Consider the following 14,216-nt stretch of genomic DNA (forward strand, 5'->3'; position numbering starts at 1 on the left):
CTGAAATTATTGATACTGCTAACTACATTCACTTCGTACTTGACGTCAGTGCTGCCAGTTGTTGTGTAAGAAATGAACTTGTATTATTCAAACTGCTTACAATCGAGTCCAGGGCTGTAAATTGAGCCCGGTAGCGTGCTTCTGTATCGAACAGGCGGCTATTCAAAATATCTCTTTGTTTGCCTATGTCCTTGATGCTGCGGTTGATACCGTCTGTAGCACTGGATATCGAGCCGGAAGTGCCAACGACAGTAGATAGCAAAGACGATACCTGAGATGCATAACCCCTGGAAAAATTCACTGTCCCACGGGCTCCCAGTGAGCCGCCACTGACCAATATTTTCAAACCCTCGGTATCAGATCCAGTAGCACCTGTCAGGAACTGCCCACTGCCAGCCGCTGTAATGCCATTCAGTTTGCCTGCCACATCCACGCCTGCAGTGCCGTTGAGGACGGTGCCGGTAAAACTGGCTGCACCAGTGCCGGTGCCATCTGCCAGGTTCACATTCGAAGCACTGCCATATTTGGTTGATTGCAATTGCAACTTGCCGCCGCTGTTAATGGTGGCAGTGACGGTTGAACCATTGTCTTTGAAAGTGGAATTCCCGTTGATTGAGGTTTGCAGCAAGGTTGCCAGTGAAGACGCCGTGTAAGTGCCGGCGGCCAGTGACACTAGGGATGTTTTCCCATCCAGGGTGACATTGATGGCAGTGCTGGCTGCAATGGTGGTGTTGCCAGTGCTCAGGTCCAGATCGCCTTGCAAGCCACCTTGCGTAGCAATGGCAGTTATTTCCAGGCCGTAAGCGCCTTGCTTGGTCGCACTGGTGGAGCTGCTGTAACTGACCAGGCTGTCCGTCGCTTTACCAACGGAGGCAAACAAACCGCTGATTTCATTATAGTTTGTCGATAAGGCAGCACTGAGTTTCGTCGAATCGACGGAGAGTGTGCCATCTTTTTGAAAATTGATGCCTATGCTGGCAAGGCTGGTGATGTTTCCGCCCAGGCCGTTGACAGCAGTACTGAGTGTCGATCTGATCTGGCTTTGCACATTCCTGGCGGTAGAGTCGCCAATCAGAATGCCACCTTTTTTTGTGCTGGCATCGTAACCAGTCAAGGTTTTTAAGGTTGCCTGAAAATCATTGTAACCTTTGACAAAACCATTAATGGCAGACTGTATGCCGCTGGTATTGGCACTCAGGGCAAGGCTGGTCGTGCCTACTTTACTGAGGTTCAGGGTGGTGCCCTGTATGGCACCCGTTACTGCGTTGGACGTGCTGGAAATTGCAATACCATTGACTGTCAGTGCCGCATTCTGTGCAGTGGTGGTTTCAGTAAAGTTTTGTGTGCCGGCAGGATCATAATTGACCAGGCTTTGGATGGCGGCATCGCCCGTTGCAGAAATCTTAAGACTAGAGGTCGCTCCAGTTTTGGCAGAAGTGAGCACCAGATGGTAAGGTGTGGCACTACCGTCACCAACAATGGCGGCAGTTGCGCCTACCTTCGCGGCATTAATTGCATCACGGATGCCTTGCAGAGAATTGTTGGCACCATCAATAGTGACTGTGCCTATCGATTGCGTGGCATCCTGGGTAAAGGTAGAGCCCGTATACACACCATTTGCAGAAGTGCCACCAGTAATAGTGCCAAACTCAAAGGTGATGGTTGTGCTGGTGCCGCTGCCGATACTTGCTGTAGAACTGGCTTGACCAGCGCTGGAAATCGTCTGTGCCTGTGCCAGTTTTGTTACATTGACGTTATAGTTGCCTTGGGTAGAAACGCTGGTGGTAGTGGCAGACAGGATGGAGCTATCGCCAGCTGTAGCAGTTAGCGACTGAAAAGTGCCCAGATTGCTGAGGCCGGTAACATTGGACTGAAAAACGCTGAGCGCGCTGTTAAGCGTGCCATAAGCAGACAGCTTCGCCTGAAAACTGGCTTCTTTCTTCGCCAGTGTAGTCAGAGGCTGACTCTCCACCTGCATTAATTTGGTAATGAGGCCGTTGACGTCCAGATTGGCGCCTAAGCCTGTCGATTGTATGCCCACATTGTTCCCCTTGTCAGACCGTACTGTACTAAATTATCGGCAAAGACAAACCAGACTTTAGAGGGGAATTTACATGCCAATTTAAAACTTAGATGCAGGACTGACTATATGATTAGCTAATTACGCTTGTTGTTTGATCAGTAAACCCTGTAGTTTATCCAGAGAGCGCGAGATTTCAAGGGCTTCCTCGGACGGGATCTGGCGCAAAACTTCTTTGGTTTGCAAATCAACCACCTTAACGACTACTTTATTACTATGTTCTTCCACACTGAATTCTAGTGATTGTGACAGAGACTGGATTGTCTTGTTGATATCATCGACAGCTTTGGTCACTTTATCGAATTCTGGTGGTGCGGATGCAGAAGAGGCTGCCTTGACGGCATCAATGGTTTGCGTTGATGCTGCTGCAGACCTTGAAACGGGGGGGCTGGTATCGGGGCCTGTTGCACGGTCAGTGATCAGTTGTCCTGATGGAGATGCGCTCCCTATCGACCGGATGTCCATGATCTTTTCCTTCAAGAAAAATACCCCTGGTCAAAAAGATGACCAGGGGGACATGCTTTACGCTTTAAGTATAGACCTAATTTACATAAGCCTACTGCTATTAGCCACGCAACAGGGCCAGGACGCCGTTAGGCAAGCCGTTAGCCTGTGCCAAAATCGCTGTGCCAGCTTGTTGCAAGACCTGACCACGTGTCAGAGATGCTGTTTCTTGAGCGAAATCTGCATCACGGATACGGCTGCGGGATGCTGTCAAGTTTTCAGAGTTGGTCTGCAAACTTTCAATCGCAGAAGAGAAACGGTTCTGATAAGCACCCAGAGAAGCGCGGGAACTATTGATCGATTGCAGCGCCGCATCGATGGTCGTCAACGCGGCGGTGGCCCCGGCAGCGGTACCCAGATTCAGTGAAGATACACCTGCACCTACTGTTACAGTAGCAGAAGTGAAACCACCTGTCAGGTTGGCAGCTGCCAAACCAGTACCAGTACCGTTAGCCAGAGTGATACCTGCAGAGCTGGTAGAAGTCAGGGACAGTGTCGAAGTGCTGACGTCGGTTGCGCCTGTTGCAGACACGGTAATACCTGTATTGGCAGCGGCAGCAGCAGCGTTAGTGCTGGCTGTTACAGTGATGTTACGGCCGTCGGCAGCAGCCAGTGCGACTGCACCAGTTGTTGTGTTGAATGTAGCTGTAACACCTGTTTGTGTGCTGATTGCATTAACGGCTGCAGCAACTTGTGCGCCGCGTTGCGCACCAGAAGTAGATGCATTCAAGGCGCCCAGATTTACGCCGTTAATGGTAATGTCGCCAGAAGCAATCGCAGTTGCAGAAGTACTTGCAGTACCAGCAATAGTTGTGGAGCCTACAGTTGCTGTTACGCCTGTGCTGCCGCTGATCGCATTGATGGCTGCTGCTTTAGCGATACCGCTGCCGGTAGAGTTGGAGAAGGATACGCCGTCAGCAGCGGATGCGCCAACCTGGAAGCCGTTGATGGACAAGTCACCGGCAGCCAGAGCTGTTGTGGTAACTGCACCGGCACCGGCTACTGTCGTAGCGTAGCTGGAAGATGCACCAACACCCAGGGCGCTAGATTTTGCGCTGGAGATGGAAGCGATACTGATTTGATCGTTTGCTGTACCGTTGGCACCGACCTGGAAAGTTTGTGCAGAGAAGCTACCGTCAAGCAGGTTCACGCCGTTGAAGTTAGTGCTGCTGGCAACGCGGTTAATTTCAGAAATCAGCTGACTTGCTTCGTTGTTCAGAGCGGCGCGATCAGAAACGCTGTTGGAGCCGTTGGCGGATTGTACGGCCAGATCACGGATACGTTGCAAGTTGGAGCCGATTTGTTGCAGCGCGCCCTCAGCGGTTTGCGCCAGGGAGATACCGTCGTTTGCATTACGTGCAGCTTGATTCAAGCCACCGATTTGTGAAGAAAGACGTTCGGAAATCGCCAGGCCAGCAGCATCGTCTTTTGCGCTATTGATACGCAAGCCAGAAGACAAACGTTGGAGGGACGTATTCAGAGCGGATTGAGATGTGCTCAAATTGCGTTGCGCATTCAGCGAAGCAATATTGGTATTAATAACAGCCATGGTGATTCTCCTTACCTAAGTTATACAATTTTGGCGTAGTAGCCTGAAACTTTGGTCTTTCGTGCTGACTATTGGACCGCCGTTGTAAAGGGTATCGGTAGAGACTAAAAAAGTTTTAGCGTGTTTCTGAAAATAAATCTTATTTTTTTTGCTCAAGTTTTTTAACTCTTTCCGCTTGTCGACGCTTTTTTAAAATACTTTAGGGTCAAATTTGATTTAGTTTTCAGGCTTTATTTAACACATGGAAACAAAATCATTAGCTATAAAATAAGCCTGAGCATGGTGGTTTCTGGTATTTTCCAGTCTGGACATGCAGTTTTATTCATTTTGCTTACTTAATTTGTAAGTCAGATGAGGTAATTGTAAAAAAGATTAATGATAAGAAGCTGACCTGGGGACTGGACATGGCAAAAACGAGTTTTGATGCGCGAAAAGCAATGCGCGATGTTCATCGACTTTTCGATGCTGGTTCTGTTTCCGAGGCCAGGCAAGGCTGCCTGACTATCATCAGGCATTTTCCGCGTCACGCAGAAGCTTTATATGCCCTGGCCAGGATGGCTGGGGATGCGGGTGAGAGTGATGAAGCCATGGGATATTTGAAACTGGCTTTTGACGTCATGCCTCACTTTCCTGACAACAGGAAGATTGCTTTCGGCATATTCAATAAATACTTGCTGGCGAAACAGTACCCCCAATTGGAAGAGGCTGGCCTCTGGCTATCAGCTTATTTGCCACGGGACGGCATCGTTTGGGACTATATAGGGATAGCGAGGATAGAGCAGGCCAAGTTTCCGCAAGCACTTGAAGTGTTGAGCAAGGCTGTTGCCTTGTTGCCAAATAACCCCCACATACTTGCGAATATGGGCAATGTGCTGATTTCTCTCGAGCGTTGTTCCGATGCCATCGTGTATCTGGAAAAAGCACTGGCTATTCAGCCAGAGATGGTTGTTGGCCTCAATAATCTGGGAAATGCATTGCGTTTCATAGGCAAGACAGAGGAGGCGATAGCGAGTATATCGAAAGCAGTTCAATTAGACCCGGGTTTGCCCTATCTGTACAATAATCTGGGCCTCGCTTATCGTGAGCACGGTATGTATAGCGTCGCCATCGAACAATACCGGCACGCCTTGCAACTGCAGCCAGAGCTGGTGCAGGTTTATCCCAATCTGATTGATGCACTGCGCCAGAACGGGCAAGTGCAGGAATCCATAGAGTGCGGGCAGCATGCGCTGACGCTGACCCACGATATTCCTGAAATCTGGGGGCTTATGGGGACACCTTGCGCGAGGCGAATCACTTGGATGCGGCGATCGAAGCTTATATCAAAGCCCTGTCTTTCAAGCAGGATAGCCTGTCTTCTTTCAACCGGAAAATTTACACTAACCTCTTATTTTGTCTGAATTACCATCCGGATTTAACGCCTGGGGTGATTTATAACGCTTACCATGAATTTGATCTGCGTTTTACTGCGCCGCTCAAGGCAACATGGAAGAAATTTGAAAATGCCCGAGTGCCGGGTAGGCGTCTCAAGGTAGGTTATGTGACGCAAGCTTTTTATAATCATGTTTGCAAGTATTTCTTGCTGCCGCTGATAGAAGCGCATGACAAGGATCAGGTTGAGGTCTATGCCTATGCAAATCCGCCTTTCGAAGATGAAGTGACTGCCTATTATAAGAAGCAGGTAGATCACTGGGTGCCAACCCGGGATCTGACGGATGAGGCGCTGGCAGAGCGTATTCGTGCCGACGGGATTGATGTCCTGGTGGATGTGGCAGGCCATACCAATGGCAATCGTTTACCGGTCTTTGCGCGCAAACCGGCTCCTGTTTCCTTGCATTGGCTGGAGTATGGTTACACGACGGGTCTAAGTGCCATAGATTATTACTTGACTGACAAGCCTACAATTACGGACAATTGCGCACATTTATTTTCTGAGAAGGTCTGGTGTCTGGATGGCCCGGCCTATGTTTACAGACCGGATACGCGCAGGGCAGAGCTGACACCTTCACCTTTTGAAAAAACGGGTCTGATTACCTTTGGCAGTTTATCGCGTTCAACCAGGATAAATCATCGTGTAGTGCGCGTCTGGGCAACGATACTGGATGCAATGCCAAATTCACAATTAATAATCAATAGTGGTGACTTTAAAGACCCACAAGTACAAGAAGAAATGGCATCACGCTTCATGCGCTATGGTATAGACCGCTCACGATTACATATAGGATTCAGTACACCATCCTGGGAAGTGTTGAAACACATCGATATCAGCCTGGATTGTTTTCCCCATAATTCGGGAACGACTCTGCTTGAGTCATTATATATGGGCATACCATTTATCTCTCTGGCAGACCGGCCTTCAGTTGGTCGCATCGGCGCCAGCATATTGACAGCAATCGGGCATGAAGAGTGGCAGGCTTATACAGAAGATGAATATGCGCAAAAAGCGATTATCCTCGCACATGATCTGGACGGTCTGCGCAGCCTGAGGGCTGGTTTGCGCCAGGAAATGGAGCAATCCCTGCTCATGAACGAACCGGCATTCGCACGTTCAGTCGAAAAAGCTTATCGCCAGATGTGGCAAATTTATTGTGAAGGACAGGAAGAGTGAAGGCCGTTATCTTAGCTGGTGGTCTGGGTACCCGTATTTCTGAAGAGACCCACCTCAAGCCCAAACCCATGATAGAGATAGGGGGGCACCCCATACTCTGGCACATCATGAAGTCGTACTCGGCGCATGGTGTGAATGAATTCGTAATCTGCTGTGGCTATAAGGGTTATCTGATCAAGGAATATTTCGCCAATTATTTCCTGCACATGTCAGATGTCACCTTCGATCTGCAGAATAATAGTATGGAGGTGCACGAGCACCATGCTGAACCCTGGAAGGTAACCCTGGTCGACACAGGGGAAGACACCATGACTGGAGGGCGTCTCAAGCGTGTTGCACGTTATTTGCAGGGCGAGGAAGCTTTTTGCTTTACTTATGGCGATGGCGTTGCAGACCTGGATATTGCGGCTTCTATCGCATTCCATAAGCAACACGGCAAACTGGCTACCGTTACAGCAGTTCTGCCTCCAGGACGCTATGGTGCACTGGAACGTGACGGTAATCAGGTCGCCGGTTTTATTGAAAAGCCGCGTGGTGACGGTGGCTGGATCAACGGCGGATATTTCGTGCTGTCTCCCAAAGTACTTGATTTTATCGAAAATGACAGTATCAGCTGGGAAGCCGCGCCACTTGCCGAATTGGCAAAGCGCCAGGAATTAATGGCCTTCGAGCACAGTGGATTCTGGCAGCCCATGGATACCTTGCGTGAAAAAAATCTGCTGGAAGACTTGTGGCAATCCGGAAAAGCACCGTGGCGAGTATGGTAAATCACCCCACACAAACAAGCATCGTTGATCCGGCCTTCTGGCGCGGGCGTCGTGTCTTGCTGACCGGGCACACTGGTTTTAAGGGAGTCTGGCTAGCACACTGGCTGTCTGGCATGGGTGCCGTGGTACATGGCCTGGCTCTGGCTCCGGTAACCGAGCCTAATTTGTTCGATTTGCTGAAGATTGAAGACAAGGTCAGCAGTCACATTGGCGACATACGCGATATCCATGCCGTGACTGCCGCGATGGATAAATGTCAGCCAGAGTTTGTATTTCATCTGGCGGCGCAGGCCTTGGTGCGTGCGAGTTATCGTGAGCCTCTGGCGACTTTTGCCTGCAATATCATGGGCACGGCCAATCTGCTGGAGGCAATCAGGGGACGCAGCGATGTAAAACTTGCGCTGATCGTGACGACGGATAAAGTCTATCGCAATCTTGAGCAGATCAAGCCCTATCCAGAAACTGCCGAATTAGGTGGCCATGATCCTTATAGTGCGAGCAAGGCTGCAGCAGAGCTGGTGTTGGCAAGCTATCGCGCTTCATTTCTGGCCGGGCAGGGTACTGCCGTGTTGGCAGCCAGGGCTGGGAATGTGATTGGCGGTGGCGACTGGTCTGAAGACAGATTGCTGCCAGATGCCGTAAAAGCCTGGCAAAGCGGGCAGACTTTGCAGATTCGCCGTCCCGACTCTGTCCGGCCATGGCAACATGTACTGGAGCCGCTGTCAGCTTATCTGTGTCTTGCCCAGTATGCCCATGCAAATCCACAAGTTAGCCATGCGTGGAATATAGGCCCCGATGATGCTGCAAGTGTCAGAACAGTGGTAGAACTGGCTCAGGCTGCTTACGGTAGTGGACAGACTGAATTTGCGACTGATATTGTTGGCCCGCATGAAGCAGGCTTATTGGCATTGGATGCCAGCAAATTGAAGCAGACCCTGGGAATTACCCCGCGCTGGAATCTTGAGCAGGCGGTCAGCCGCAGCATGCACTGGTATCGTGATTTTGCGCAAGCTCAGTCTGCCGCAGAATTGTGTGACCGTGACATCGCCGCTTTCATGGCAGGTAATGCATGATGAAGCTCTCAGCCTCAGGCCGTTTCGAAATTTTATCGACGCCTCTGGATAGTCTGCACCTGCTGCAAAGAAAAGTGATGGGTGATCAGCGCGGTTATTTTCAACGCATGTTTTGTGCAACGGATTTGGCCGGGTTGGGTTGGTATGAACCTATAGCGCAGGTAAATCATACCTATACCTCAGTAAAGGGGTCTATACGTGGCATGCACCTGCAATTGCCCCCCAGTGCAGAAATGAAATTAATCACTTGCATGAAAGGCGAGGTCTGGGATGTAGCCGTAGATTTGCGCGCTGATTCAGCCACTTTCTTGCAATGGCATGCTGTGTTGTTGTCACAAGCGAATCAGCGCTCGTATTTAATACCTGCCGGTTTCGCCCATGGCTTTCAAACTCTGTCGGATGAGGTTGAAATGCTATATTGTCATAGCAAGCCTTACGTACCGGCAGATGAAATGGGGTTAAATCCATTTGATGCCCGGTTGGCAATAGAATGGCCTTTGGGGGCAACCGAGATGTCGGATAAAGACCGCGACTGGCCCATGTTAAGCAAAGAATTTCAAGGAGTGATTGTATGAAGTGCCGGCATTGCGCGCATGAGTTGACGCAAACCTTTCTCGATCTTGGTTCAGCACCGCCATCGAATGCCTATTTAAAACCAGAAGCCCTGAGCCAGGCAGAAATCTGGCTGCCTTTGAAAGTAATGGTTTGTGATGCTTGCTGGCTGGCACAAACCCTGGATTTTACCGGGCGTGAAAATTTATTTGATGCTGACTACGCCTACTTCAGTTCATTTTCTTCCAGCTGGCTGGCCCATGCGAAGAAATTTGTTGAAACGATGCGCCAGGAGCTGGGCTTGGATTCGCAAAGCCTGGTGATGGAAGTCGCGGCAAATGACGGGTATTTGCTGCAATATGTGCAGGAGGCCGGCATCCCCTGTTTGGGTGTGGAACCAACTGCCAGCACAGCTGCAGCAGCAAGGGGAAAAGGCATCAATGTCATAGAACGCTTTTTTGGTGTGGAGTTGGCGAAAGAGATACTGGCACGTGGTCAGCGCGTTGATTTATCGGTGGCAAATAATGTATTGGCGCATGTGCCTGACATCAATGATTTTGTCGCTGGCTTTAGCCTGGTCTTAAGCGAGCAAGGTGTCGCCAGTTTTGAATTCCCGCATTTGTTGAATATGGTGGAGCAAAACCAGTTTGATACTGCTTACCATGAACATTATTCTTATCTGTCACTGCATGCGGTCAAAACGGTGTTTGCAAAAAATGGTTTGCATGTATTTGATGTGCAGGAGTGGCCAACGCATGGCGGCAGCCTGCGTGTGCTTGCGCAGAGAATGGATATCAGATATCGCGAAGAAAAAGCCAGTGTCGCACAAATACTGCAAGCAGAGCAGGCAGCGGGTATTCTCAATACCGGCTTTTATGAGGCAGCACAGGCTAAGGCAGAATCTGCCAAGTTTGCATTGCTCGAGTTTTTGCTTAATGCAAAACGCAATGGCAAGCGCGTGGGTGCTTATGGCGCTGCTGCCAAAGGCAATACCTTGCTGAACTTTTCTGGTGTCCGGCCTGATCTCTTGCCGTATGTCGTGGATATCAACACCCATAAGCAAGGTAAATTCATGCCTGGCAGCCATATACCTATTGTTGATATTCAGCATTTACTGGCAGATAAGCCGGATTTCATCCTTATTTTGCCCTGGAATTTGCAGGCAGAAATCATGCAAGACCTCCCCCAGGCAAAAAACTGGGGTGCGCAGTTCGTCGTTGCGATTCCTCAATTAACGGTGTTGTAAGAGCTCAGCATGATAGAGATACATCCTGACGCGCGAATTTCCAAACTAGCTGATATTGAAGATTCAGTCAGGGGGACGCGCATTATCATAGGTGCCTTTTCCAGCATAGACAGCTTTGTCAAATTCAAGCCTGCCGGTGGCGTGGCCGATGTTGTGATTGGTGAGCGCAGTGTCATCAATTCTGGCTGCGTCCTGTATACGGGAAACGGCATCTTGATAGGGAATGACGTCGCGATTGCCGCCAATTGTACTTTTGCGCCAGTCAATCATGCCTATCACGACAAAAGCCGGCGCATCAATCAACAAGGTTTCTTGCCTGGCAAAGGCGGTATCATCATTGAAGACGATGTCTGGATAGGGGCAAATTGCGTGATACTTGATGGTGCCATCTTGAGGCAGGGCTGTGTCATAGGTGCAGGTTCTATCGTCCGCTCTGAGGTTGCTGCGTACTCCATCAATGTTGGCAACCCCTTGAAGCAAATCGGGATGCGCAAATGAGCGAGGCTTTGCGCGCAACCCTGATAGGTGGCAAGGGCTTTGTCGGGCGGCATCTGCATCAGGCTTTGCAAGCAAAGGGATGGGACAGTTATGTGGCAGAACGCGATGATCCGCGGCTGACGACGGATGACCTGGGCCATGTTTTTTATTGCGCTGGCCTGACGGCCGATTTTCGGCAACGTCCCTATGCCACAGTAGATGCCCATGTGCAGCTGCTATCAAGTATTTTGCAACATACTCGTTTTGCCAGCCTGACTTACTTGTCAAGTACCCGTGTTTACGCTGGTGCCCTAAATACACAAGAAGACGCAGCATTGACCGTCAGCGCTCACTTGTCTGGCGATTTATATAATATTTCCAAGCTCATGGGTGAAAGCCTGTGCCTGCATGGTGGTCGCAATGTGCGTGTAGTTCGTTTATCGAATGTGTATGGGACAGGGATGCCAGAGCAGAATTTCCTGGCCGATATCTTGAATGCCGCAACAAAAACGAAAAGGGTGGTATTTCGCAGCAGCCCTGATTCGGAAAAAGATTACATTTCCATCACAGATGTCGTGCGTTTTTTGCCCATAATTGCCACACAAGGCGAGATTGGCATATACAATTTAGCCAGGGGCAGGAATACTACGCATGCCAGAATCGCAGCATTGCTGGAACAGTTTGGCGTCCGTTGTGAATTCGAAAATCATGCGCCATGCATCAGTTTCCCGCCTATTTCCACATTAAAGCTGGAGTCCCTGTCCGGGCAGCCGGAATTGGATATAACAAGTGAATTACCAGCGCTTTTTAATCATTACACAAAAAAACCATGAATCCGATTAAACAATTTGAAGCAGAACGCGATGCCCGCATAGAGCAATTGGGCAAAGACCTTGAGTTCCAGGCGCAGTCCCGCGATTGGCTGGAACAAAGCATGCGTCGTCAGTATGTTTACAACTTTTCATGGTTGGGCCGACCCATCATACAAAACCCGATAGACATGATGGCGATGCAAGAGCTGATCTGGACGGTGCAGCCCGATCTCATCATAGAAACCGGTATTGCTCATGGCGGTTCTATTATTTACTCCGCTTCCTTGCTGGAGTTAAACGCTGCTTGCGGCGGTAATCCTGACGCTAAAGTTATTGGTATCGATATTGATATCCGCGAACACAATAAGGAAGCAATTCTGCAGCACCCTATGTCCAGGCGTATACAGATGCTGCAGGGATCAAGCGTCGCCAGTGAGATTGTGGACCAGGTGAAGGCCATTGCACAGGGTAAACAGAAAGTCCTGGTTTTCCTGGATTCCAACCATACCCACGAACATGTATTGGCTGAGTTGCAGGCTTACGCACCATTGGTAACGAAAGACAGTTATTGCGTCGTATTTGATACATTTGTAGAAGATGTGCCGGCAGACGTATTTGATAACCGCCCATGGCAGCCGGGAAATAGCCCGAAGACAGCAGTGCATGAATATCTGAAAACTCATCCGGAATTCGTGATAGACAAGGCTATGGACTATAAATTGCAGATTACCGTGGCACCTGACGGCTTCCTGAAACGGATCAGCTAAAAAAAGCTCAAAAAAAACACGGAGGACATCATTTTGTTCTCCGTGTTTTTTGTATCCGCTTTTACTCTTTTACTGATACTGAACAGTGATATATTTCCACTGATCTGCTGATCCCTTGATATCAGCCCGCCTTGATGACGCGGTTTTTGCCAGACTGTTTTGCCTCGTACATCGCCTTATCAGCACGCTTGATGGTTTCTTCTTGTGGCTCGCGTGGATTGCGCAAGGCAACGCCCGCACTGAAAGTGATGAACAAGCGTTGATCATTGGCCGTGAAGAAGTGCTTGGTCAGTTCTCTTTGCACGCGCATCATGGCCTGGGCAGCTTCTTCCAGCTGCGTTTCTGGCATGATGATGACAAATTCCTCACCGCCGTAGCGTGCTACCACGTCTATGGATCTCAGGGTTTGCTTGACAATACGTACCAGGTGAACCAGCGCCTCATCACCGGCGGCGTGGCCATGGGTGTCGTTGAGCTTTTTGAAGTTATCAAGATCCAGCAGGGCTACGCAAAGTGGGGTGTTGCGACGGTCAGACCTGTCGGCTTCACGTTCAAATACATCGTCCATACCCCTGCGGTTCAGGCTGCCTGTCAGCTGGTCTTCCCTGACCAGTTCACTCATGTGGGCAAGCTTGTTTTCCAGTTCCTTGATGCGTGCTTCTGCTTCGCTGACCTCTTTTTGGGCGGCGACTATCATGTCACGCGAGCGCAGGGTTTCGCTCTGGACTTCCCTGGTTTCGTTGAGGATATTCCTGATCAGATCGCTGACCTCGGCAACATTCTTGGCTGTACTTAATTGCTGTGAATACGCTCCCATTTTGTGCTGATAGGCACCGGTGCTGTCTGCCATGGCATTCAATCTGTCGATAAATGCCGTCATCATGTTCTTGACTGAGGTTTTTGACTCGTCAATACTGGTTTTCAATACGCCTTGCTTGTAGATGACATCTTTCAGGCTGCGCGTGGCTTCTTGCAGGGCACGGTGATCAATCGGGCCCGCGATGAGATTTTGTACCACCTCGATCTGGCCGCGTAACCAGTTATCGTTATCAAGCAGATCGTGGATATTGGTCAGCAGCAGGTCGAACAGGCGCAGCAGCAATTCCTGTTGTTCAGCGCTGTCACCGCTTTGCAGTTCAATCTGAAAGCACAATTGCTTGAGTCTGCCAGCGATCATGTTCAGCTCACCTTCATTGACCGCAACCTTGACCGCCGTGCCCAGGCTTTCCGACTCTTCGGCAAGTTGCGGGCTAGGTTTCAGTAGCGAGGTGAGGGCAAGTGTCAGGGTGCGGTATAGTAAGTCCTTGAGGATGCGCAACCTGCCATCCTCAACCGGGCCATCATCAACCAGGGAGATGCTCTTGCTGGCAACAGGCGTTGGCAGCGGATCGACGAGACTGATGTTATTCGAGGCAGTTGGCGGCGGAGCCGTAATACGTTCAGCCAGTTGGGTCAGGCCACGGCCATAATCTTGCCAGTTGCCAGTTTTGATCGCACGGCTGAAGCGTTGCCCAAAAGTGGACATCTCACCTGTCGAAATCTGCAGGCTGTTGGCAAAATTGGCAAGTAAAATCTCGGCTTGCGGAATGACTGGAGTTGCCTCCACTTCAGGCGGGGCTTCTACCGGAGTATCCGGAATACCAGCTATATCATTATAGAGTTTGCGGTAGGCCTCTGGTGTTGGCGCAATGCGCTGTATTGCCAATTGTCTGAATGTCTCGCGCGCAATATCTGTAGGACTTTTAAACTGCGAATTATTTGGAGTTTTCGACATTTTGCTT

Annotated in this window: 13 protein-coding genes; 9 read left to right on the forward strand and 4 right to left on the reverse strand. The window is 49.9% G+C overall.

What is annotated here, in order from left to right:
• Window positions 1-28 precede the first annotated feature (28 nt).
• The 3 genes from fliD to UNDKW_RS11215 all read right to left on the reverse strand — a co-directional run bounded on the left by fliD (window position 29) and on the right by UNDKW_RS11215 (window position 4,133).
• Window positions 29-2,041: a flagellar filament capping protein FliD gene (fliD, locus tag UNDKW_RS11205; protein WP_162058749.1), complete on the reverse strand. Its 2,013-nt coding sequence runs from the start codon at window positions 2,039-2,041 to the stop codon at window positions 29-31.
• 120 nt (window positions 2,042-2,161) lie between these two features.
• A complete protein-coding gene (locus tag UNDKW_RS11210; RefSeq protein ID WP_162058750.1) occupies window positions 2,162-2,545 on the reverse strand; it encodes a flagellar protein FlaG in 384 nt (127 codons plus the stop codon).
• A gap of 100 nt (window positions 2,546-2,645) precedes the next feature.
• On the reverse strand, window positions 2,646-4,133 hold the full coding sequence (locus tag UNDKW_RS11215; RefSeq protein WP_162058751.1) for a flagellin: 1,488 nt from the start codon (window positions 4,131-4,133) through the stop codon (window positions 2,646-2,648).
• Window positions 4,134-4,537: 404 nt separating this feature from the next.
• Between UNDKW_RS11215 and UNDKW_RS11220 the strand changes: the two genes are divergently transcribed.
• Genes UNDKW_RS11220 through UNDKW_RS11260 form a run of 9 tightly spaced genes read left to right on the forward strand, consistent with a single transcriptional unit; the run spans window position 4,538 to window position 12,435 of the window.
• On the forward strand, window positions 4,538-5,533 hold the full coding sequence (locus UNDKW_RS11220) for a tetratricopeptide repeat protein (protein WP_162058752.1): 996 nt from the start codon (window positions 4,538-4,540) through the stop codon (window positions 5,531-5,533).
• Complete coding sequence (locus UNDKW_RS11225; protein WP_162058753.1) at window positions 5,431-6,741, forward strand: hypothetical protein; 1,311 nt, start codon at window positions 5,431-5,433, stop codon at window positions 6,739-6,741. Before UNDKW_RS11220 ends, UNDKW_RS11225 begins: the two co-directional genes overlap by 103 nt.
• Window positions 6,738-7,508 (forward strand): glucose-1-phosphate cytidylyltransferase, encoded by a 771-nt coding sequence (gene rfbF / locus UNDKW_RS11230; protein ID WP_162058754.1) that lies wholly within the window; start codon window positions 6,738-6,740, stop codon window positions 7,506-7,508. Before UNDKW_RS11225 ends, rfbF begins: the two co-directional genes overlap by 4 nt.
• Window positions 7,502-8,581 carry a CDP-glucose 4,6-dehydratase gene (gene rfbG / locus UNDKW_RS11235; protein ID WP_162061889.1) on the forward strand — a complete coding sequence of 360 codons (1,080 nt, stop codon included), beginning with the start codon at window positions 7,502-7,504 and terminating at the stop codon, window positions 8,579-8,581. The genes rfbF and rfbG overlap by 7 nt, the downstream gene beginning before the upstream one ends.
• The gene (locus tag UNDKW_RS11240) at window positions 8,578-9,156 is read left to right on the forward strand and encodes a dTDP-4-dehydrorhamnose 3,5-epimerase family protein (RefSeq protein ID WP_232063342.1); all 579 of its coding nucleotides are present in this window, start codon (window positions 8,578-8,580) and stop codon (window positions 9,154-9,156) included. The genes rfbG and UNDKW_RS11240 overlap by 4 nt, the downstream gene beginning before the upstream one ends.
• A complete protein-coding gene (locus tag UNDKW_RS11245) occupies window positions 9,153-10,379 on the forward strand; it encodes a class I SAM-dependent methyltransferase (protein WP_162058755.1) in 1,227 nt (408 codons plus the stop codon). The genes UNDKW_RS11240 and UNDKW_RS11245 overlap by 4 nt, the downstream gene beginning before the upstream one ends.
• Before the next feature lie 9 nt (window positions 10,380-10,388).
• Window positions 10,389-10,877, forward strand: a complete 489-nt coding sequence (locus tag UNDKW_RS11250) for a DapH/DapD/GlmU-related protein (protein ID WP_162058756.1) — start codon at window positions 10,389-10,391, stop codon at window positions 10,875-10,877.
• Window positions 10,874-11,689, forward strand: coding sequence for an NAD(P)-dependent oxidoreductase (locus UNDKW_RS11255; protein ID WP_162058757.1), 816 nt, complete (start codon window positions 10,874-10,876; stop codon window positions 11,687-11,689). The genes UNDKW_RS11250 and UNDKW_RS11255 overlap by 4 nt, the downstream gene beginning before the upstream one ends.
• A complete protein-coding gene (locus UNDKW_RS11260; RefSeq protein ID WP_162058758.1) occupies window positions 11,686-12,435 on the forward strand; it encodes a cephalosporin hydroxylase family protein in 750 nt (249 codons plus the stop codon). The genes UNDKW_RS11255 and UNDKW_RS11260 overlap by 4 nt, the downstream gene beginning before the upstream one ends.
• A gap of 121 nt (window positions 12,436-12,556) precedes the next feature.
• On the opposite strand, the gene UNDKW_RS11265 is transcribed toward UNDKW_RS11260, so the two are convergent.
• Entirely contained in the window at window positions 12,557-14,209 is a 1,653-nt protein-coding gene (locus UNDKW_RS11265) for a GGDEF domain-containing protein (protein ID WP_162058759.1), read from the reverse strand.
• Window positions 14,210-14,216: the final 7 nt, after the last annotated feature.

The sequence above is a fragment of the Undibacterium sp. KW1 genome (assembly GCF_009937955.1).
In the GTDB taxonomy this organism is placed as follows: Bacteria; Pseudomonadota; Gammaproteobacteria; order Burkholderiales; family Burkholderiaceae_D; genus Undibacterium.

What these genes read in the sequence shown, in the direction of transcription:
- UNDKW_RS11210 (WP_162058750.1), bottom strand. Translation starts at nt 2,545, where the DNA reads ATGGACATCCGGTCGATAGGGAGCGCATCTCCATCAGGACAACTGATC.
- UNDKW_RS11215 (WP_162058751.1), bottom strand. Translation starts at nt 4,133, where the DNA reads ATGGCTGTTATTAATACCAATATTGCTTCGCTGAATGCGCAACGCAAT.
- UNDKW_RS11220 (WP_162058752.1), top strand. Translation starts at nt 4,538, where the DNA reads ATGGCAAAAACGAGTTTTGATGCGCGAAAAGCAATGCGCGATGTTCAT.
- rfbG (WP_162061889.1), top strand. Translation starts at nt 7,502, where the DNA reads ATGGTAAATCACCCCACACAAACAAGCATCGTTGATCCGGCCTTCTGG.
- UNDKW_RS11240 (WP_232063342.1), top strand. Translation starts at nt 8,578, where the DNA reads ATGATGAAGCTCTCAGCCTCAGGCCGTTTCGAAATTTTATCGACGCCT.
- UNDKW_RS11245 (WP_162058755.1), top strand. Translation starts at nt 9,153, where the DNA reads ATGAAGTGCCGGCATTGCGCGCATGAGTTGACGCAAACCTTTCTCGAT.
- UNDKW_RS11250 (WP_162058756.1), top strand. Translation starts at nt 10,389, where the DNA reads ATGATAGAGATACATCCTGACGCGCGAATTTCCAAACTAGCTGATATT.
- UNDKW_RS11255 (WP_162058757.1), top strand. Translation starts at nt 10,874, where the DNA reads ATGAGCGAGGCTTTGCGCGCAACCCTGATAGGTGGCAAGGGCTTTGTC.
- UNDKW_RS11260 (WP_162058758.1), top strand. Translation starts at nt 11,686, where the DNA reads ATGAATCCGATTAAACAATTTGAAGCAGAACGCGATGCCCGCATAGAG.
- UNDKW_RS11265 (WP_162058759.1), bottom strand. Translation starts at nt 14,209, where the DNA reads ATGTCGAAAACTCCAAATAATTCGCAGTTTAAAAGTCCTACAGATATT.